The organism is Chitinophaga sp. Hz27 (assembly GCF_042263525.1).
Classification (GTDB): domain Bacteria; phylum Bacteroidota; class Bacteroidia; order Chitinophagales; family Chitinophagaceae; genus Chitinophaga.
This window is the reverse complement of sequence record NZ_JBHKFJ010000001.1, coordinates 417,454-438,471: the sequence shown is the minus strand read 5'-3', so window position 1 is coordinate 438,471 and position 21,018 is coordinate 417,454. Positions and strand designations below refer to the sequence as shown.

Sequence of the window (21,018 nt, the reverse complement as noted above, 5' to 3'; positions counted from 1 at the left end):
AAATATTTACCAGCCTACTTCTTCATATGAATATGCTGAATCAATGCCATCGTTCTATCTATAAAATGTTGGTGCAGTGTATCCGTCATTTTAGTTGTTAACTCAAAATTCAACTCCACTTCATAATGCCTGACCATTGTATAGGCCACGATTTTATTAAAGGTACATGCATTATATATCCAGGGCTTATATACAAATATGGAAATCTCCCGGTCCTGTATGCGTTGAATGGTATCCAGCAGCAGCGTCTTGCCCGACGCTATGATACCTTCTTTATGATTGCGATGATATCCCACAATATCCCCAGCGCCATCAAATGGTGGATCTACCACCCTACCATGCGAAATCGTTAATCTATCCACTGAATCTTCACGATGATGGCTCCAAATCCAGCCACTCTCCTGATCTATAGGCAAGCCTTTAGGCTGAAACCTATATTCCTGGTGATCACAGGGCTTACAGTCCGAATACCAGATCCATTCAAAGGCAGTATCATACCTTTCCGGAATGGCTAATTCCAAAGTACCCAAACTATCTTTTAACTGTAGTTCAACTTTTCTTGTATGAGGAGGAAGGGCAACCACTTTCCTTTGTGGCAGCGTATTACAGGCATATAGGGATAGCATGACCAGTGCCAGCAAAATATATTTCATAGACAGATAAAACGTGTTACAAATATTACTTATTGTTTTAAAAAGGAAAACGCCCATCCTTATTGAAAGAGACAGACGCTTCCTAACTTCCTACGATAAGAATATTTATTTACACTTATATTTCAGCCATATAACTTCTTCTTCCAGTTGCTCACAAGATATTAATTTCAGATGCCGCCCCGGCGCAGCAGTGAGCACTCCTGGTATATCAAAAATAGTGTTACCACCTGTAGTGCCATCCGCCACCGGCGCAATGAGTAAACTCAACTCATCGATAAGGCCCGCCTGTAGCATGGTCCCGTTTGTAGTACCGCCACCTTCTACCATTAATGTATCTATAGGAAAATGGTCTTGTAATTTCTTTAGACCCAAAGACAGGTCCAGCTTGTCTTTGCCAGCAAAAACATACGATATCCTTCGTTTCTGGAGATATAAGAGATACCCATCACTGACAGACTCACTCAGCAACTGGATAATATGATCTCCGCCAATATCATTGGTTTTCCATCCTAGCTTACCATGCGAATCCGCCGCTATAGCGAAGGAGCTGGCGCCAGGGTCGGCAATAAAGGTGATACGCTCTACCTTTTGCGTGGTTGCCTGCGGTACCGGCGTTTCAGCATTGGCAAACTCACTCATGGTGACACGGCCGCAAAGCCAGGCCTCTGGCTTGTAAGCGGCATGGCACTTTTCGTATAGCGAAGAAAAAGATTTGTTATATAAGGCCTCGCCCCAGTCGCTCACTTTAATCTTGCCATCTACGGAAGAGATCATATGACATATCACTTTCATAAAGTTGTAATGTTTTAATAGTATTACAAGTGAGGCGGGCATTTGTTTTCGCTGGTGATTTGTTCTGCTTAGGTCGCAATGCCGAAGGCATTGCGACCTAAGGATGGGGGCTCTCTCCCTGCCGTAGGCGGGGAGAGAACCCCCAAACCCCAGTGCTATAAAAACAAAAGGGTCTCCAAAAAATGGAAACCCCGATTCTAACCCTATGTCCACCGGACATGCTTACTTGTTGTATTTCTTTTCAAATGCTGTTGATGCATGATTGATTTGTCCTGCTATAGAATCAAACCCATTGTTGATCTTCGTCAGCGATGCCTGGATCTGCAACTGCACCGTAGCATCACCACTTTTTTCTTTGTTGCGCAGATCTATCAGGGTTTTATAATCATTATCTGCAATCTTTTTATAGGCCTTCAAACCATTTACCACCGCAGTTTTCAGTCCTTCGTCTTCTTTCAGGGCATCCATTTTATCTACCTCACCGATGGCTTTATCCAGCTTTTCTGTCCATGACTTACGCACCGTTTCCGCTTTCGTATAGTCTTGCCCAGCCATTGCTGTATTCATCTCATTCATGCTTTTTTCATTATCATTCACTACCGTCATCAGCTTGTTGTTGTACTCTACCGGGTTTTGGACAGCGCCGCAGCTGGCAAGACATACCGCCACTATCGCAGCAAATAAAAAGGCGGGAATAACTTTTACTCTTTTCATTTCTTTAGTTTTTCGTTTTGACATAGCAAAAGTACAGGCAGGGGCTCCCTGACGATATCCCTGAAATCAGCCATTTTTAATTCCTATTCTATAGTAATTTTGCAGTATTATATGATGAGCCGATTTTACCTAACCATATGCTTATGCTGCTTCCTGCTGCCATTAACGGCAGAACGGGCCGCAGCCCAGTACATAGCCGATTCCCTGCGGAATATTGCCTATAACCACCAGCTACCCCTGGAAAAACGTATAGACGCCATGGATAGACTGGGCCAGGTGGTGTTCTTTAACTCCAACCAGGACGATGGACTGGATATCCTCTATAAATCCATTGCCCTGGCCGCCCCCATGAAAGACGGCATGTACAGAGCCCATACCTACGGCATGCTGGCCGCCTCTTACTATATCATGGGCGACGAAGAAGCCACCAAACGTTGCATGGACAGCGCCAACTATTATATCAGGCGTTCTAACAGTATCATCACCAAAGGATACGTAATGTACATGAAAGGATGGCTGGAAACACGCGCCCGTAAAGAAACTGAAGCCATCAACACCCTCCAGAAAGCCCTGGACATCATGGAGTCGCAGCCCAACGGCCTCAAATATTGCCAGACCATCTACTCCGAACTGGCCGGCATCTACTTCAAATGGTACGACCTCGGCAACGTAGATAAATACACCCGCCTCTCCCTCAACGCTGCCATGAAGCTAGGCATGCTCGAAAAGCTGATCAGCGCCAGCCAGGAAAGAGGCGCCTACTTCCTGAACCTATACCGCACCGATAACAAGGAATACAGCAGCGCCCTCGACTCCGCATTGTATTACATGCGATATTCTCTCAACATCGCCCGCAGCAACAGACAAAGACTCATCACCCCCAGCGATATTCCCTTCTCGGCCATCGGCATTGCCAACATCTTCCAGGAAAATATGCCCAAAACACCGGCCAACCAGGATAGTATAGACTATTACAACAAAATAGCCCTGGAGGAAGGACGCCTGACCAAACAATACGCCGTTGAAGCAGGTGTATACAACACCCTCGCCAATGTGGCCTTCAGCAATGGCGATATCAGCAACGCCATAGACCTCTATACCAATGCGGTTGTAACCAGCCTGGCAGACCCGCTATACGATAAGTTCAACCTCTCACAGTCGTACCTCGGACTGGCAGAAGCCTACGAGAAAAGGAAAGATACCACCAGGGCTTTATCTAACTACAAACTATATATGAACACCTATAAAGAGCTGTTTGATATAGAAAAGATGAATAAAGCCAAGGACCTGGAAGCGCGCTATGAGATGGCAAAAAAAGAAAAGAACCTACTGGAAATAAAGCTGCTGGCCGAACAGCGCAACCGGGAACTGATACATGCCCGATTCCTCTCCGGCCAGAAAGACCAGGCCTTACTCGCCGCTCGTTATGCTGCCATAGTAAAAGACAATGCCCTGCTAGATGCCAAATATGCTGCAGAGATACAGCAGAAAGCCTTGTCTGCCGCCAATTTCAAGACCTCCAAGCGCGAACAGGAACTGAACGCCATGAGTGAGCGCTTCACCTATAACCGCAAGCTGAATAAGATTTATTCTGTACTTACCATTGCCTTGTTCCTCCTCGCGCTGATGCTCTACTACGCCTTCAAACAGCGCTCCAATGCCCTGAAGCAGAAGCAAAAGCTCCACGACCTGGAGCTGGACAAAATCAACCAGGAACACCGCATGACCGTACTCTCCGCCATGCTGGAAGGCCAGGAACAAGAGCGTACCCGCCTTGCCCGCGACCTGCACGATGGACTAGGCGGATTACTCTCCGGCGTCAAAATAGAGCTCTCGGCTATCAACGCGCCGGAATCGATATCTCCACAACAAACGGTGGTACATAAAACATTACTGCACCTGGACAGCGCCGTAGATGAACTGCGCCGCATTGCGCGCAGTATGATGCCGGAAGTATTGCTGAAATACGGTCTGGGTGAGGCTATCCGCGAATACTGCAATGGCCTGAAAAAATCAGGAGTACCTGTTTCTTGTCAGGTATACAACTATAAAAATGATATGAGCCATAGCCGTCAGGTAACGTTATATCGCATCATGCAGGAGCTGGTAAACAATGCAGTGAAGCATGCCGGCGCATCGGAAATACTGGTGCAGTTGCAACAACGGGATGATCGTATCTTCCTGATCGTTGAAGATGATGGCAAGGGATTTGATAAATCGCAGTTCCAGGCGCTGAAAGGTGCAGGACTGGCTAATATACAGTCGCGCGTAGAAATGCTGCATGGCATACTCGAAGTAGATTCTTCCGGCACAGGATCTACCTTTACCATTGAATGTGCTGTAAACTGATAAATGATTATGATAAAAGTAGTATTGATAGATGATCATCCGATAGTAATGGAAGGCTTAAAGAACCTCCTCTCCCGCCATGAGGACCTGGAAGTAGCGGGTTGTTTCAGCAATGGTAAGGCAGGACTGGAAGGCATTGCAGCATTACAGCCCGACGTGGTATTGCTGGACATTAATCTGCCGGATATCAGCGGTATTGATTTATGTCAGCAGGTAAGAAAGCAGGATAAAGACGTACGCATTATTGCGCTGAGTGTACATAATGAAAGACCTGTTATCAAGAATGTGCTCAACAGCGGCGCCAATGGTTATGTGTTGAAGAACTCTGTGGGCGACGAAATCATTACGGCTATTAATACCGCTTTAAGTGGCACCACCTATCTCTGTAATGCCGCCAGGGATATCGTGAGCCAGGTGCAGGAAGGAGAACTAACAGAGATACCAAAGATTACGCGACGCGAAAAAGAGATCATGGGTTTGGTGAGCAAAGGTCTTACTACCACGCAGATTGCGGAGCAGTTGTTTATTAGTCCGCATACGGTGGAAAGCCATCGTAAGAACCTGATTGAAAAGTTTGATGTAAGCACGATGACGGCGGTGATCAAGCTCGCAACGCAATATGGATTGATATAGCCAGGGATAAAATTAGCTGTTTCCAGGGATAAAAATCCCTTGTTGGCGGTTGTAGCTTTGTGATAACAAAACAAGATTATAACACGCTAAAAACAAACAGCAATGGATAAGAAAACACTCGCTATTATTTCCTATATCACAATCATTGGATGGGTAATTGCCTATTTTCAGTATAAAGATAAAGAACGTGACCCGTTTGTGATTTATCACCTGAAGCAATCACTGGGACTGGCTATCATAGGCCTGTTGCTGGGAGCGGCTACCAGTGTGGTGATCAGCATTATCCCTGCATTATCTGTAGTAGCCTATGCCAACTTTGCTGTAATGGTATTGTGGATACTGGGCATTATCAATGCCGCCAAAGAAGAGAAAAAACCTGTACCTGTGATTGGCGGAATGTTTGAAGATAAGTTTGCTTTCCTGAACGTTAATGCTTAACCCGTAGTCGACTTTCCAAATATGCAAAAGATAGGATCATTCTTCGTTATCATTGGCCTTTTGTCCATTGTAGCCGGTTTTTTTAACTACGTACCCAAAATACTGATCTGGATCTATAATTGGGGAGATGCGGTAGCCTGGGGCATCAAGATAGGACTGTTAGTATTCGGTTCTGCCTTGTACCTGCTAAGTGCAAAGACCAGGAACAGTTAAGTGATGTTACTAGCATATGTGATGATACGAGTAATTACCAGCTATATAATATAAAACGACATATCAGCACTATATCTCCGTTGGAAACCATGTTAGGGGCCTGCTTCGCAAGAGCTGGCCCTTATTAGTTGCCGAAGTACCAGGTGAAGCTACCCATCACAAAGCGCTGTATGGAGTTGGTACGGGAATCTTCGATATAGCCGATACCGGTAGTGCGGGTATTGGTATTGTATTTATTCAGGAGATCAAATACATGCAGGTTGACTTCTGCTTTGCCTTTGATGATCTTCTTACCCACAGACATATTGAGTATTTCCGGAGAAGCGTTTAATCCTGGCGGCAGGCCGAAGTTGATAATCTGTGTGTAGGTGGCATTGGCAGTAAAGCCTGATTTGGATTCGAACTGCACCAGGCCCTGGAAGTTCATAGACTTCATATTGGTGGTATTGTCTGTGCCGCCGTAGATGCTCTTGTTGATATTACCGCCAACGTTGGCGCCTATCTTCAGTGACTTAGCCGGCAGATAATTCAGCCGCAAGCTTCCATTGATAGTGGTGGCTTTGACGTTAGTTTCCACACCATTCAGTCGGATGGGCGTCTGGCTCCAGAGCATGTTGCTGCTGATACCTATGTTCAGCTTTTTGTTGAAGAGAAAGCGGGAGTAATCCAGATTGAAGTTGTATGTATTATATCCATCCATATTTATAGGATGAGAGTACTGGCGGCCGAGAGAGTCATAACTCATATCTGTCGTAATCTTGTTTTTGCCATTATACATCTCGAACCTGGCGAAGAGATTAGCCAGGCTTTTACGGAATAGATAATTATAGGAAAGCGTGTATTTGACGCCGGTTTCGTTTCGTAGATTTTTATTACTGGCAGTTACTTGTAGCGGGTTACTGTAATCAGTAACGGCTAGAAGCTGGCTAGCACTAAGCGGAGCGAAGGATGTCTGAATATCCAGTTTAAAGGCACTCTCTTTATTGGGCCTGAGATTGAAGCTAATAAACGGCAGGAAGTTAGCCATGTTATTGGTAGCAGTATCTTGTAAAGTATGGCCAGTGAGATGCCTGTAAATAAAGCCAGAACCGGCCGAGATGTCTGCATTTTTCAGCTTGAGTGCCGCAGATAAGTAGCTAATACTAGACACATCACGAGATACGATATCAGCACTTAATGAATCATTCAATTTCCAGGAATCACCGCCTGGTTCCAGGTTATCGAATGTATTAAAAGTCTGTGTTTCTTTGCCAATAGCACCTGTCTGGGAGTAACTCAGCGCGATTTTGGACGAAAGGTTTACGTTATATATGATTGCCCAATTGAAGGACCGTTCTTGTTGAGAAACTGGATTTCTCCTCCGGACGATGTCTTCCTTGGGAGGTAAGCTATCGCTTATGTTGGAGATAATATCGGAAAAATACTCGTTGTTATGATTTGCGTTTTTGCCTTCATAATTTAAGGCAAATATTAAAGATCCGCCCTTGCCAGGCAGATCTATGAAGAGATTATTTGTGATGGAGGCAGACCTTTCTTTTGGTCTATCATATTGGCTCGTGCGGCCTGAAGAAGTTATAGCACCCGCATTTAAATATTGGAACTGGTTAAGTTGGGAGGATGTACCATCAGCAGTGCTGAACCCTCCAAAAGTTCTGGATAAAATTGCTTTACTGATCCTATTGTCTGATTGTAAGTTTAAGGAGAATTTCTTATTATCAATCTTAGTACTATCACTAGATTGGCTGGTTAGCAACCCTGTTGGTAGCACCTGGTTTCGTAAGACGTCGCGTTGTTGTTGCTGGCTAGTCTGATTATATTTGATATTGATACCTAATTTATTGTTCTTATCCAAATTTCGGGAATAGTTGCCGTTAAACTCACCTTGCTTATTCTCCCCTGCTCCAGGCGTATTCCCATCAACAACCCCATTTGTATTATCATACTTTCCGGCCAGCATAAACTGTTCTTTTTCCTGAAATTTATTCGCTGAAAACTTCCCTGTTAATCGGCTATCTGTGCCAACACCGACCATGGCATCTCCTAAAATTTTCGATTTGGCCTCTGTTTTCAATGTAATATTCAGGATATTTTCTCTGGTACCATTGCCAGGCTTGACTGGCCCTACAGTTAACTGTTGCCGGGCCCTATCAATGATTTGAATTTTCTCTATATTTTTTGCCTGGATAGATTTGAGGAAAGGAATGATAGTAGTAGCATTATATTCATTTCCCTCCACCTGTATGTACTCAATCGGTTCTCCATTATAAACCATGGTTCCATTGGCAAAGCTGAGTCCAGGAATTAAGGAGAGCAACTCCAGTACATCCGCACTATAACGTTGTGGTATAGAATCCGCAGTAAACTCGGTGGTATCTTTGCGAAATCTTATGCCATTAAAATTAGCGGAAACCGTTACCTCTCTCAGGTTGACCAATTTCTTGGGGATTAATATGATAGTATTCGTATCTGAATAAGGGTTAATTCTATAATTAAAAAAGCCATAACCGGATGCAGAAATTACAACCATCAATGCGGAATCTCTGGTAATGGTCTCAAACCTCCCTGACGCATCTGTAGAAAGAATTGTATTTATTGTTTTTCCTCTTACACTGATATCTGCATAGGCAATAGGCGCATGTGTAGCAGAATCAACAACTTGTCTGGAAACTTTCACCTGGCCTAAAAGGTTGCCAGATATAGCTATTACTAATAGAATGGATAATAACGTCTTTAATTTCCAGTTAATCATTACACTAGCTTATTCCTCTCAATGTAAAGACTATCCATGCAATATAACTTCAGCATGTAGCAAGGGAAAAATCTAGCGCCATTTATGCTATCATCTAAGGCTATGATGATTATTACAGTTAAAAATAAAAAGAGCCCCCTGAAGGAGGCTCTCTAGACTTGTTGAGTACCCTGATCAAGAATAATTAGAGCAAAAGTCATTTTACTGAATAGAGCGTGTCATGATAGAACGGACACCCATATGCTGAAACGGAGTATAAACTAATAGCCTGTATTTTGTGTTAGTTTAACATTCCTGCTCAAATCCTGCGCTGGCAGCGGAAACAATGCCTTTTCAGGCTTCCAAACCCCACCTTTGGCAGGCGCTACTACAGTCATTACCTCATTTAGTTTGTTAAACCGTTTCAGATCAATGAACCTTGATCCAAATTCGGTAAAAAATTCTACCTGTCTTTCATGGAGTATCGCATCCAGGCATTGCTGCTGATTCAGACCAACTAAACTATCCAAACCGGCTCTGGTTCTAATGACATTTATGTCACTGATAGCATCAGTCAATTTACTCAACTGCGCCCGAGCTTCGGCTCTGCACAAATAGGCATCAGCTAAGCGAAAAATAGTTAACGCTTCCGAAGGAGATCCTTCAGGCTGAAAAACTTTATATTTAAATGGTATATAAAAAGTGTCATTTCCATTCGATATTGTATTAACCCAATTGGATCTACGCAAATCTTTTGGCTCAAATGCGGATAACAGATATTTTGAAATAGTGCAAGGATGGGCCGATGAATAAGTAGAATCTGGCCAACTATAAAACAATCCTTCTGCCGTTGTCACCGTAGAACTTACACTTTGCAGTTGCCAAATTGCCTCTTGATTATTTACAGAGAATGTATTATTAACATTACTCATTTGAAATAATGAGTTATTATTTATTATTGTTGTTGCCTGGGTTTCTGCCAAATCCCATTTACCAATCTGCAAATAAATTTTAGTCAATAACATACTCGCTGCATACTTATTAGGCCTATATCTATTTTGAGTTGTGGTTGCGAGTGATCCATCGAGAAATGTATCGGACAAATTATTTTGGGCATTTAGAAGATCATTCACTAAGCCTTGCAACAAAGTCGTTGCATCTATTCTGGGAATAGTATTATTAATTGTATAGTCGGTGGATGTTACAAAACAAGTATTTCCATAGAAGTTAACTAGATAATAATAAAAGAGTGCTCGCATGAAAGTTGCTTCTCCTAATAGTTCCTTTTTAACATTAGCACTTAATGACTTAGCAGTATTTATTTCAGAAATAATATCATTACAACGATAGATCCAGTAATAATAATTACTCCAGTACTCTCCACCATAAACTGTCGCGGAAAGGTTATTGATGAAATAGGAATTCATTGAGCTTGTGGCATCAAGCCGTAAATTCAGTTCATCCACATACAAGGATGGGTTTAAATTAAGCGATCGAAATCCGTTTGTTATATCACCATCACTTATTTGTGCATAAATACCTGTTGTTGCCATAATTGCCGTACCATCCGTACTAAATACATTCTCATTAGTAATCATTGTTACGGGAGGGTTTACGTTGACGAGGCCCTCACATGAAGCAAAAAAACAGGAGATGGCGATTAAGTATATTTTTCTGAATAAGCTCATAAGATCTGTTTTACTATAAGGTAAGCTGGGCACCAAAAACAATTGATAACAGATTAGGTGCATTCACTGAGTTGGGAATTTCAGGATCCAATCCTGTATATTTTGTTATTGTCCAAAGGTTCTGTCCCAATATATAAGCTCTCAAAGATTTTGGGTCTGATCCCTTATTTTCAGCAAAATGGAAAGTATAGGATAAGCTTGCATTTTTAAACCTCAAGAAATTAGCTGATCTATATACATAATTTGATGCTTGTACCCAATTGTAAGGATCACTAGTATTTACCCCATTATAGGTAACCATTTGCACTGGCGCAATATCCCCTTTCTCTCTCCAGCGACTTAATGCAGCAACTGTATTATTGATTTGGGTTCCTGGCAAAGTATATCCCACTACTGCATTATTCAACGAGGTTTGCTCTGTATATTGGAAGAAGAAATCGAGTTGAAAGTTTTTAAAGGTAAAAGTATTTTGTATTCCACCAAACAAAGTAGGGGCTGTATTAATCAGTTGGGTTTGATCCTGAACTTGTGGATTGGTTGTTATATTTCCATTCTTGTCATATACTTGGTATAGTCCCGTTTGTGGATTAACACCTGCAAACCTGTATACTTTTACTGATGTAATTGGCTGTCCTACTATAAATTGGTTTGCATATGATGAGTTTTCTATATTATCGAACTTCACTAATTTATTCCTTGCAACTGTAAAATTCAAACTAGTATTCCATCTGAAATTCCGTTGCCTGATGTTTACGCTTGTAATAGAGCCTTCAAAAGATGAATTCTGTACAAGTCCCGGAAAATTCCTCACGATACCTGAAAATCCAGCTGTGCTAGGCAAATTATAATTCGTCAATTGATTAGTTGTCCTATTTCTATTATAACTTAAATTAAAAAGCAATTGATTATTCAACAATCCCCATTCTAAACCAATAGACAATTTCTTTGTTTCTTCCCATTGCAAATAAGGGTTAGAAAGCTGACCTGTAAAATAAGATATTATACCTTGATAAAGGCTTCCAACCCCATATGGGGCGTATGAAGCCAGGTAAGTATAATCTCCAATTTGATCATTACCAGTAGTGCCATAACTTGCCCTTATTTTAGCATAATTAATAACGCCTATATTCTCCTTAAACCAATTTTCATCAGACAATAGCCAAGCGAATGCTGCAGATCCGAAACTATGATATCTATTATTTCTTCCAAATCTGGAACTACCATCTCTTCTTCCAGTTAAATTAAAAATATATCGATCTCTGAAAATATAATTCAAACGAGCGAATACAGCGGCATACTTGTACTGAGATACAGTATGGGATTGAATGTTTACGGTAGATGCTTGTGCAATATCATCCATAGCCATGTCACTTCCGAATCCATTTCCGACTTGCTTTAATCCATCTTTATTCATTTGCTGAATACTGGCTCCTAATAATGCTTCAAGTGCTCCGCCAAATATATTTTTGCTAAACTTAAGTTGCGGCTCAATGCTCCAATTATTTATCTGATTACTTGAAAAGGTAGCGGATCGAGGATTATACTGTGCAATAAATGGAGGAAAAGGAAGATTGGGAAGATAAGCTTTATCATTAGCTTGCATTACGTTGTATCCCATGGTAACTTTAAATGTGAAAAAACGAGCAAAATCATAATCCATATTTAAGCTGGATAAGAAATTGGATGTTTTCACTTTGTACACACTATAACTACCTAAAAGCGGATTATAGCCAAGTAAAGTTAAATTCCCATTAATATCTCCCCAACTAAGTGTTCCATCAGGATTTTTAAAGTTGGGGGCATTGGGTGGAGTAAGAATTGCCTGAGGAGTAAAATCAAATTGAGGAAGCTTATTATTGTCAAACAAATAAGAGATAGCAATAGTCGATCGAAATTTTGAATCTTTGGATGAATTACTAACTGTTAGGTGTCCGCTTGCCGTCCGATCAACATTTTCTCCTCCATAAGAAGATGGGAAAATACTATTTCGTGTGTTATAGTTTAAAGAAGCCAAAAAACTAGTATTTCCAGCACCTCCACTTAATGAAACCTCTGCTTTTGTGTAATTTTGAGATTTTCCGAGTAATTCTTTTTGCCAGTTGACAGATCTTGTGGTATCCCAAAGCATAAGATCAGGGGCATATTGAGGGCTACCAGGGTCGGCGCTAGGTTTTACTCCTTGATTAGCAAATGCTTCATTCCTAATAGTAAGATACTCCTCTGTATTCATTACCTTCATTCTTCTCGCCATTTTAGACCAGCCAGTCTGAAGGTTAACATTTGTTTTAAGTGCTCCAGGCTTCCCCTTTTTTGTTGTTATTAAAATTGCACCGTTAGCCGCTCTTGATCCATAAATAGCAGTGGCATCCGCGTCTTTAAGGATATCAATCCTTTCAATATCAGAAGGATTGATAAAGGAAAGCGGACTACCACTTTCACCAGGAGTAAACTGACCACCTGATCTCCCTAAAATTTCACCATTATTAGGCAACAATTGCGAGGTATAAGGAATGCCATCAATTACATAAAGTGGATCATTCATAGAAAGATTACTGAATAAACTGGTTGTTCCCTGTATATTTACACGAATACCAGAACCAGCGCTTCCTGTAGTAGGAGTAATCATTAATCCAGGCACCCTACCTTGCAATGCTAATAGGGGATTATTTACTGGTTGCTTTGCTATGTCAACTGCATTCACAGAAACAATATTTCCAGTATTATATTTCCTCGTGGTTCTTCCGTATGCGATAACAACAGTTTCATCCAACCTATTTTCACTTTTAACTAATCTGGCATTGATATACTTATTTGAAACGATTGAAATTTCTTTTTTGTCAAAGCCCAAATAGCTTAATACCAATATTCCATTTTGCTTTATATTACTCAGATGAAAAACGCCCAAACTATCCGTGGCCGTTCCTCTATTACTGCCTTTGAGAATAACACCGACACCAGCCAATCCTTGGCCATCCTCTCCGACAATCCGACCAGATATTTTGGGATATATAACTGAATCTGCCTTTTCTTTGACTGATATAGATTTGCAATTATCAGTTGCATTGCTCTTAAAATAGATAAAGGTCAGAAGGACAAATGCTGGTAACAATCGTTGCATATGGATTAATTTGATGCTTTGCAATTTTCATATAATTACTCCGAAATAACACTCAACACTAGACATCAGGATTTTAGCTATTACTTTCAATACTTGACTTGCTTTTTTTTTAACCGTGAATTAACATTTGCATAACGCAAATATATAATCACATTGCATCCAACTAAAACAATGACAATTGTAATTTTTACCAAATCACAAAGGATTTTCACTAAACTTTTTTTCGTAAAAGTGTAAAGCTGCAGTGTAATTGCAGAACCTATCAATAATTTGGTACAACAAACAGGAAAACAATAAAAACAGCAATAAATTATCAAGCATGAATGGAGAAGTAAGTTTCCCATCTTCAATACAGAATGACCAGTATACAGTTATTATTGAGCAATCAGGCAGGACATATAATACATCAGGGCACCTAATATCTGTAGGTAAAAAAAAACAATTCAGTGGCTGGGTAATATTATTAAGTTCAGTACAACATGAGGTCAGTGGATTTCTACCTTCTATATTGCCATTTTTACTTGAAAAAGAATGGGCATTTGAAATACCATTGTCGCCATTAACTTCCAAAAAATTTATCAATGGAGATTATGGGCTGGAAAGAATGGGTACAGTGGTAACTATATTTCCAGAAAATGACGAACAAGCTATAGAAATCATAAATTCAATACAAGGTCGAACTACATCATGTAACTACACAACAATTCCAAAAAGCATCCATATCATAAATAATATCTTTGTTAGGAAAGCAGAATTTAATGCAATCGAGGCTCAATCTCAAGATGGCACTCCCTTATGGCTTGTCATTAATATAGACAATTCAATCAGCCCGCAAAATCTCGAACATTATGATGGTGACACCAAAGATTGGCCATTCACAGGTTTTCTGAAAGAAAAGCCAGTTAGAATCAGTAATCCAAAAATCATAAAGGATAAAGTAATTGTGACCAAAAAAATCCGTGAGGCATTCAAAGGAAATGTATACAAAGGTCTATACTTTAAGAATCTATTTAAACCTATATGGTGCCTTATTAAAGAAGGAAAGTCGAATTACTTTGTTAATGCTCATAATAAAGATGCCAGAGACAACATAGAATGGCATTATAAAATCATTTCCAAACTAAAAACAGAAAAAATAACAAACATTCCATTTGATCTTATCCATGACAATGATGTTTCGTATATCATTACAAGTTACTTAAGAGGTGAGGAAATTAATTACACAATTACAAAGATCTATTCAATCAAATCCTGGGAAGAATTAACATCGGAAAATAAGAATAAGTTATTTAAGCTGTTGTTACAGTGCATTGATATTATTGCAACACTGCATCATCACAATATAATTCATAGAGATATTTCTTCTAACAATTTCTTAGTAAAGAAAGAAAATGTAAAAATAATCGATTTTAGTTTAAGTTATGATCAAACCGATCCAGATGGGTCTAAATCATCTTTCTGGGGCCGAACCATGGGCTTTAGTGAGAGAAATAAAACAGAGGCCCAACTGGAAACCCCAGATAAAGCAGAAGATATATATTCTTTGGGATGTCTGATGATCTATATCTTGACAGGAATTTATCCTTCTTTACTAACCGGAAATAACGACAGGCTACTTTCCGACCTCAGTCAACATATCAATAACCCCACCATCTTAAATATAATCAATAGATGTATTGGAGATAGTCATAATCGACCAACTATATTAGAAATAGCAGAAGAAATGAAAAAAATTTCTGTGAGCCTGCATGGTGATAGCAGAGGAAAACAGGAATTTTATGAAAAGGATAAAACTTTGGAAAACCTGGAGAAACTTATTCGCTTCTCTACATCACCTGACTACCTAGATGAAAAAGGTCGATGGACTTCAGTGTTCAACTCTACAGCATCAGGAGTAATAACCTCTAAAACAGATAGGCAAGTCTCACCTTGGTTACAAACTGGCATATCAGGCATTATGCTTTGTTTATCAGACAGCATAGTACAAGATACATTGCGAAGCAAATTGCAAAATGTAATGCAGGTAAACGCCGATGTCCTTTTTAATACGGTCGCATCCCATGAAAAAGTCCTTAAGGGTTTATTTACAGGTGTTTATGGAATCCCTACAGCTCTTTCATATGCGGTGAGCAACCATCTTTTAGATATTACACCGGAGAAAATAAATAGCATCTTTGATTCAATGATTGATTTAGAAAGGAAAAATTTAACACTGGCGGATGGACTTTCTGGACTAGGATTATCTATGTTGTTAAGTAACTCTTTTCTTCCTGGTTGTGTTCCTGACAAGTCGGCACAAAAAATAAATGCCGAAATATTATCTAACTGTGAAAAAATAAATAAATCACACAGAGACTTTTTTCTACATTTTAATGCTAATGATTTGGGCCAAGGAGGAATAGGAGTAATATTTTACTTATTGAAATATTCCAATACCTATAAAGATTCTTTTGTTCAATTATTCTGCCAAGAAAAGTTAGAATGGTTAAATAGCCATCCTATGCATTTTCCGGGAAACAGGTCGCTCACAAATGGGAATCTTGGCTTATCAATTCTATTTCTAAATGGATATAATATATTAAATGATAATCGGCACTTAAAAGCAGGAATAAAGATACTCAATGAAACGATAAATAATTTTTCAAAAAATGATTTAGGATACGCAAATGGAATAGCTGGTCTGGGCCATTGTTTACTGGATACATTTCATGCCACATCGGATGAAAAATGGTTTCAAATTGCAAAATCAATAAAATCATATTTTGACAAATTACTTATTCACCATCCTGACTCTTCAGCTTATTGGTATAGCGATATAGCTCAAAACGTTAGCTTTGATTTTTTCTATGGTATTGGAGGCATTATATCCTTCTATAACCGATTTAATAATATTCAACATTCAAAAGGATTTCATTTACTCCAATAAAACATAATTAAAAATATCCGGATATATTTCTTTGGGAATCGTCTCCCTCCCAGGAAATATAATAATAAGTGGAGATTATAACCATAAAGTTAGCTTTTGAATTAAAAAGCAAAAACAATTATGAAAAAAGCAAAAATCTTAGTAGCAGTAGCTGCATTAGTAGCAGTAGGCGCAGCAGCATTAGCTTCTACAGCTAAAATCAGACTGACTTTCTACAAAGCAGCTGCTTCTAATCAGCCTTGTAGCATTCCTACTACAGTAACTGGTACATTCGTGAACCAAGGTGCTGGTACTATTTCTGCAAGCACTCACGTGTCTTCTCTGCAGTTAACTACTACTTGCCCTACAGTTACTCTGTACAAAGGTCTCTAATATGAGAGATTGATAAGGCTTTATGCATTATCATAGTGGCTGTCCTATATAGGACAGCCATTCTATTTATATGTTTCTAATATTAGCTTTACAAAGCAACACAGAGTCGTATTAATTACAACGAGAAAAACATTATAATAAACAACCATACAGAAGTGTACAAGCATTGAGAAATAATATAAAGTTAAGTTCAATATTTGATTAACTAATGAATAACACGGAAAAAGTTAATATAACAACTGGGTATTTGTACTTTTATATCAGCTAATCCATGTTACTATAGATCATAAAACTAAATACAATATTGCGCAAAGAACCGCGGTGTCAATATTCAATTATTCCTCATTCCAAATTAAGAATATGCTTAATAAAAGGTCAATTATAGGTATTTCCTGTTTAGTAAGGTTTTTGTTATTTACATTAATAATCACTCTTCAATACAATTCGGCTACATCCCAAAAATTAATCATCGACACTTCTGCATATCACACCTGGTCTTTTATTGATGCACCACAATTTCCCCTTTCTTCAACAGGAAATTATATTACATACCGTTTAACAAAGGATGATGGTCGTTCTAGAACTAATTATATAGCATCTACCAACGATCAGTGGATGTATCAAATTAATGATGGATCAATACAATTTATCACTCATAACTCTACAGAATATGCCCTAATAAGAAGCAATGATTCTACCTACTTGTTAAATCTTAGCACTAAGGAAAAAAAAAATATCCCCTTATGTCAAAAAATTGATTTCAACGGATCCATCCTCCAATATAGAAAAACCGAAAATGCAACGTGCATCGCCTATACAGATACAGCATTCATTTTGCATATACTGTACTTGAGCAGTTTAAAATCAATCACAGTTGGAAAAGTAATCGACTTCAGGTTTTCAGAGGATGGAAAGATGCTATTAGTTATTTCACCTGAAAAAGAAAATGAACTGACGACCAATCAAATTGATGTATATAATGTAAATAGATACGAGAAGCTTTCCCAGCTAAAACTCGATGAAAAGGTCAGTCAATTAAATCCCATATCTAAAATTGCAAACAACTATTATTTAATGGCAAACAGCCAAAATGGAATTCAAACAAACAATATATTATATAAAATCCATCCCGGATCAAATTTAATTGCAAATATCTTCTCCTCTAAATTATTAGATTCACTGATGCCAGGCAGTAAAATGGAAGATTATTTTTTCAATGTCACATCAGATGACAGAAAAATCCTCTTTTACCTATCTCCTAACCAAACCACAAACACTTATGAAAGAGAAACTAACATATCTTTATCAATCCTAAGCTACCGGGACTCTCACATCTACGCAGACAAGCAAAAAGTTATTAATTATACAAGACTGTCTACATATGATTTACAAACTCATAGAATAGAAATTCTTGAAGATGACACTACCAGTGTTTTGGCAAATAAAAATGGGGATTGGATTGTGCTTGGCAGTCATCATAATATTAGAGACGTGAATCATACCCGATACTACGACGAACGGGATATTAAACGGTTTGGGTATAATTTAATAACAGGAAAAAAAATCCCCATTCAAATTTCTAACAATAAAGACTATGATCTATATGGACTCAGAGATGAATTATCTCCAAATTCAACGAAATACATAGTCTTTAGTTATGACGACAACACCTATTATATCCATGACCTACCTAGTGGAAAAGTTATAGATTTAAAATGCCCTAGTGACCTAAACAAGGCTGAAATGGAAAGTAATCATTCCTTTATACATAGAGTAGCAGGATGGTCAAAAGACAATGACACAGTATACTTATATGCAAGGAGAGATATTTGGATGGCAAGTACACAGGGGAAATTCCCTGGAAAGAATATTACGAATGGATTAGGCAATAAAAGTAATGTAAAATTCGATTTTCTTACCGAATCAAATATAATAGATCCCAGAAAGGATACAATATTACTAGCACTTAATATCAATACAAAGGAAAACGGATTTTATAAGTTACAATCCAACACTGACCCGTTGCTCCTTACAATGCAGCCTAAATTATTCTTTGCAGATCGAGCTAGTGCCCCATTGGCGGTTCGTGGCTCTCGCAGTCAAGTCAGGCCACAAAAAGCCTCTGAATCAAATTTGTATGCTGTTAGCTCAGAGTCTGCAAGCGAATCACTCAACTATTATATAACTCGCGATTTCGTACATTTCAAGCAAATCACATTTAACTATCCAGAAAGAAAATATAATTGGCTTACATCTCATCTTTACGAGTGGAATTTCGATAGTCAGAAAAAAATGCAAGGTGTACTGTATCTTCCTGAAAACTTTGATTCTGCAAAAAAATACCCAGTGATTGTTTATTGCTACGAGCAAATGTCTGATGGATTAAATGGATACATTCCCCCCACCGATCTTTTATCTGGATGTGCAATGAATATTCCATCATATGTAAGTAATGGATATATAGTCCTATGCCCAGATCTTTACCTTCCCAAAGGCAACACCTTTGTTGGTGCGGCATCCTCTATCAAATCATCAGTGGAAAAGCTTCGAACAATGACATACATAGATAGTATGAAGATCGGTATCCAAGGGTGCAGTTTTGGAGGTCTTATAACAGACTTTGTAATCACTCAAACAAATCTATTTAGAGCTGCTTGTGCCGCCTCAGGGGTTGCAAACCTAATCAGTGTAAGTAATGATTTTGATGGCAGAAATGTAAGCAACATCTCAATGTACGAAAATGGGCAAGTAAGGATGGGAATTTTATGGCAAAATCAACAAGGATATCTTAATAATACTGCTATATTACATGCAGACAAAGTGACTACTCCGTTATTGATAATGCATACCACTGGAGATAAGTCCTGTCCATTATATGATGCGATGCAATATTATAATGCATTAAAATACAATGAAAAAAAAGTATGGCTTTTGCAATACCACGGAAGCCACGGGGTTGATGGCGCGGATGCCACAGACTTTTCGAATAGGATGAAAGACTACTTTGATTATTTTTTAAAAGACAAAGGAAATCCTAAGTGGATAACTACTCAAGATTAAAAATAAATATTCGACACTAGATAATTCCTCCAATACGTCTAAACTTAATCTTTACTAATCTACTGCAGTTAATTTCACTGATAATATCCGCTTATTCCCATCATTTATGCGTACAACGTTTTTAATATTTGAATTTACTTATTCTTCCCATTCTTGATATTTTTTATAACCTCTGTAGTACTAGTTCGAACTACATTCTTTAAACAATTTCACCTACGTGCCCATTGCAGGGAATAATCTTAACTTGCTATCAGAAATCCAAATAAAAGCATTCCTCTGCGTTGAAAATTTTTATACTTATTTATAGCCTAAGTGATCAGATATTTTCTACATTATTCTCTGACACAGATACACAGCTTGTGGTGCGAATATTAATAAACAGATTCTATAAAATAATTCAATATGAGAAAAGCGAAAATTTTACTGCCTATAGCTTTCCTTTTAGCCGTAGCTGCAAGTGCTGCTGCTTCCAAAGCAAGATTAAGGTTTGTATTTTATAAAGCCACCTCCTCAACCGCAGTTTGCACTATTCCAACAACCTTAACAGGAACATTTGTAAATCAAGGTATTGGCACAATTACAGCTTCTAGCTATATAACAACAATTAATCAATTCACAACTTGTCCTCCTACAACAATGTTTAGAGGTCTATAAATTGCCAAATGAGATTAAGAAAACGTTTAATTTTTAGTGCAGCCTTAAATAGTATCGATACAGTTGACTTTGATAAACAATATATGCTTTACCAACAACTATAAGTATGGTAGAATAGACAAAGATATAATAAACAAATTCCCCCTAGTGAATTTTTCTTTCATATACTTTTTAATCAAATTTCATGCATAGGAAAAAAGCTAAAATATTATTCCTTTTTTTTGTCCTTTTACTAATAGGTGCCATATCATTGGCCAGGAAAGCTAAAATTCGTTTTGTATTCTACAAAGCTTTGAGTCCTTCAGGTTTTTGCAATATCCCAACCACAATGACAGGAGCATTTTTTAATGCCGGTTATGGTGTAATAGTTGCAGACACTCATATTACCAATCGCAGTTTAACTGCAAGCTGTGCAACTGTAACAATTTATAAATACCTTTGATAGAGACAATGTCATCAAATACTCAAAAAATATCTAAAAATTTTCCCACTAGATCAACTATCCTACCTCAATAAAAAATAAGTGCCTGCAGTTTGTCAACTTAAATTACCATTAGCATTGTTCACGCAGGTAAAATGAAAAAAAATTCACAAAAATCCTCAAAACACCCAACAAATCCTAGTGTCCTATTGCTCTTTAAAAAAATTGCTATTATCCTATCTAAAATTTACTAGTACCA

The 21,018-nt window shown here is 38.6% G+C and carries 15 protein-coding genes; 9 read left to right on the top strand and 6 right to left on the bottom strand.

All coding sequences use genetic code 11. From position 1 onward, the window contains the following. Positions 1–14 precede the first annotated feature (14 nt). From ACE38W_RS01975 to ACE38W_RS01965, 3 genes are all read right to left on the bottom strand, one after another. Positions 15–653 carry a hypothetical protein gene (locus tag ACE38W_RS01975; RefSeq protein ID WP_375828546.1) on the bottom strand — a complete coding sequence of 213 codons (639 nt, stop codon included), beginning with the start codon at positions 651–653 and terminating at the stop codon, positions 15–17. Positions 654–758: 105 nt separating this feature from the next. Beyond that, positions 759–1,445 carry a dihydrofolate reductase family protein gene (locus ACE38W_RS01970; RefSeq protein WP_375828545.1) on the bottom strand — a complete coding sequence of 229 codons (687 nt, stop codon included), beginning with the start codon at positions 1,443–1,445 and terminating at the stop codon, positions 759–761. Positions 1,446–1,667: 222 nt separating this feature from the next. Continuing rightward, the gene (locus ACE38W_RS01965) at positions 1,668–2,159 is read right to left on the bottom strand and encodes a hypothetical protein (protein ID WP_375828544.1); all 492 of its coding nucleotides are present in this window, start codon (positions 2,157–2,159) and stop codon (positions 1,668–1,670) included. A gap of 111 nt (positions 2,160–2,270) precedes the next feature. Between ACE38W_RS01965 and ACE38W_RS01960 the strand changes: the two genes are divergently transcribed. From ACE38W_RS01960 to ACE38W_RS01945, 4 genes are all read left to right on the top strand, one after another. Continuing rightward, entirely contained in the window at positions 2,271–4,508 is a 2,238-nt protein-coding gene (locus ACE38W_RS01960) for a sensor histidine kinase (protein WP_375828543.1), read from the top strand. Between the two features lie 9 nt (positions 4,509–4,517). Next, the gene (locus ACE38W_RS01955; protein WP_375828542.1) at positions 4,518–5,141 is read left to right on the top strand and encodes a response regulator; all 624 of its coding nucleotides are present in this window, start codon (positions 4,518–4,520) and stop codon (positions 5,139–5,141) included. A 102-nt stretch (positions 5,142–5,243) separates the two neighbouring features. Further along, positions 5,244–5,579 carry a DUF4870 domain-containing protein gene (locus ACE38W_RS01950; RefSeq protein ID WP_375828541.1) on the top strand — a complete coding sequence of 112 codons (336 nt, stop codon included), beginning with the start codon at positions 5,244–5,246 and terminating at the stop codon, positions 5,577–5,579. A 21-nt stretch (positions 5,580–5,600) separates the two neighbouring features. Then, on the top strand, positions 5,601–5,792 hold the full coding sequence (locus ACE38W_RS01945) for a hypothetical protein (RefSeq protein WP_375828540.1): 192 nt from the start codon (positions 5,601–5,603) through the stop codon (positions 5,790–5,792). Between the two features lie 124 nt (positions 5,793–5,916). On the opposite strand, the gene ACE38W_RS01940 is transcribed toward ACE38W_RS01945, so the two are convergent. The 3 genes from ACE38W_RS01940 to ACE38W_RS01930 form a co-directional block, all read right to left on the bottom strand. Further along, positions 5,917–8,541 carry an outer membrane beta-barrel protein gene (locus tag ACE38W_RS01940; protein WP_375828539.1) on the bottom strand — a complete coding sequence of 875 codons (2,625 nt, stop codon included), beginning with the start codon at positions 8,539–8,541 and terminating at the stop codon, positions 5,917–5,919. Between the two features lie 260 nt (positions 8,542–8,801). Beyond that, the gene (locus tag ACE38W_RS01935) at positions 8,802–10,118 is read right to left on the bottom strand and encodes a RagB/SusD family nutrient uptake outer membrane protein (RefSeq protein WP_375828538.1); all 1,317 of its coding nucleotides are present in this window, start codon (positions 10,116–10,118) and stop codon (positions 8,802–8,804) included. A 103-nt stretch (positions 10,119–10,221) separates the two neighbouring features. Then, positions 10,222–13,326 (bottom strand): SusC/RagA family TonB-linked outer membrane protein, encoded by a 3,105-nt coding sequence (locus ACE38W_RS01930; RefSeq protein ID WP_375828537.1) that lies wholly within the window; start codon positions 13,324–13,326, stop codon positions 10,222–10,224. A gap of 319 nt (positions 13,327–13,645) precedes the next feature. Here ACE38W_RS01930 and ACE38W_RS01925 point away from each other — a divergent pair, with 319 nt between their 5' ends. The 5 genes from ACE38W_RS01925 to ACE38W_RS01905 all read left to right on the top strand — a co-directional run bounded on the left by ACE38W_RS01925 (position 13,646) and on the right by ACE38W_RS01905 (position 20,780). After that, the gene (locus ACE38W_RS01925; RefSeq protein WP_375828536.1) at positions 13,646–16,252 is read left to right on the top strand and encodes a protein kinase; all 2,607 of its coding nucleotides are present in this window, start codon (positions 13,646–13,648) and stop codon (positions 16,250–16,252) included. Between the two features lie 120 nt (positions 16,253–16,372). Continuing rightward, on the top strand, positions 16,373–16,624 hold the full coding sequence (locus ACE38W_RS01920; protein WP_375828535.1) for a hypothetical protein: 252 nt from the start codon (positions 16,373–16,375) through the stop codon (positions 16,622–16,624). A 360-nt stretch (positions 16,625–16,984) separates the two neighbouring features. Further along, complete coding sequence (locus ACE38W_RS01915; protein WP_375828534.1) at positions 16,985–19,684, top strand: prolyl oligopeptidase family serine peptidase; 2,700 nt, start codon at positions 16,985–16,987, stop codon at positions 19,682–19,684. 402 nt (positions 19,685–20,086) lie between these two features. Then, entirely contained in the window at positions 20,087–20,338 is a 252-nt protein-coding gene (locus tag ACE38W_RS01910; protein ID WP_375828533.1) for a hypothetical protein, read from the top strand. 184 nt (positions 20,339–20,522) lie between these two features. Continuing rightward, positions 20,523–20,780: a hypothetical protein gene (locus tag ACE38W_RS01905; protein ID WP_375828532.1), complete on the top strand. Its 258-nt coding sequence runs from the start codon at positions 20,523–20,525 to the stop codon at positions 20,778–20,780. Positions 20,781–21,018: the final 238 nt, after the last annotated feature.

Coding starts and splice junctions, on each gene's coding strand:
- ACE38W_RS01945 (WP_375828540.1), top strand. CDS start 5,601: ATGCAAAAGATAGGATCATTCTTCGTTATCATTGGCCTTTTGTCCATT.
- ACE38W_RS01970 (WP_375828545.1), bottom strand. CDS start 1,445: ATGAAAGTGATATGTCATATGATCTCTTCCGTAGATGGCAAGATTAAA.
- ACE38W_RS01925 (WP_375828536.1), top strand. CDS start 13,646: ATGAATGGAGAAGTAAGTTTCCCATCTTCAATACAGAATGACCAGTAT.
- ACE38W_RS01905 (WP_375828532.1), top strand. CDS start 20,523: ATGCATAGGAAAAAAGCTAAAATATTATTCCTTTTTTTTGTCCTTTTA.
- ACE38W_RS01915 (WP_375828534.1), top strand. CDS start 16,985: ATGCTTAATAAAAGGTCAATTATAGGTATTTCCTGTTTAGTAAGGTTT.
- ACE38W_RS01950 (WP_375828541.1), top strand. CDS start 5,244: ATGGATAAGAAAACACTCGCTATTATTTCCTATATCACAATCATTGGA.
- ACE38W_RS01920 (WP_375828535.1), top strand. CDS start 16,373: ATGAAAAAAGCAAAAATCTTAGTAGCAGTAGCTGCATTAGTAGCAGTA.
- ACE38W_RS01960 (WP_375828543.1), top strand. CDS start 2,271: ATGATGAGCCGATTTTACCTAACCATATGCTTATGCTGCTTCCTGCTG.
- ACE38W_RS01940 (WP_375828539.1), bottom strand. CDS start 8,541: ATGATTAACTGGAAATTAAAGACGTTATTATCCATTCTATTAGTAATA.
- ACE38W_RS01955 (WP_375828542.1), top strand. CDS start 4,518: ATGATAAAAGTAGTATTGATAGATGATCATCCGATAGTAATGGAAGGC.
- ACE38W_RS01965 (WP_375828544.1), bottom strand. CDS start 2,159: ATGAAAAGAGTAAAAGTTATTCCCGCCTTTTTATTTGCTGCGATAGTG.
- ACE38W_RS01930 (WP_375828537.1), bottom strand. CDS start 13,326: ATGCAACGATTGTTACCAGCATTTGTCCTTCTGACCTTTATCTATTTT.
- ACE38W_RS01935 (WP_375828538.1), bottom strand. CDS start 10,118: ATGATTACTAATGAGAATGTATTTAGTACGGATGGTACGGCAATTATG.
- ACE38W_RS01910 (WP_375828533.1), top strand. CDS start 20,087: ATGAGAAAAGCGAAAATTTTACTGCCTATAGCTTTCCTTTTAGCCGTA.
- ACE38W_RS01975 (WP_375828546.1), bottom strand. CDS start 653: ATGAAATATATTTTGCTGGCACTGGTCATGCTATCCCTATATGCCTGT.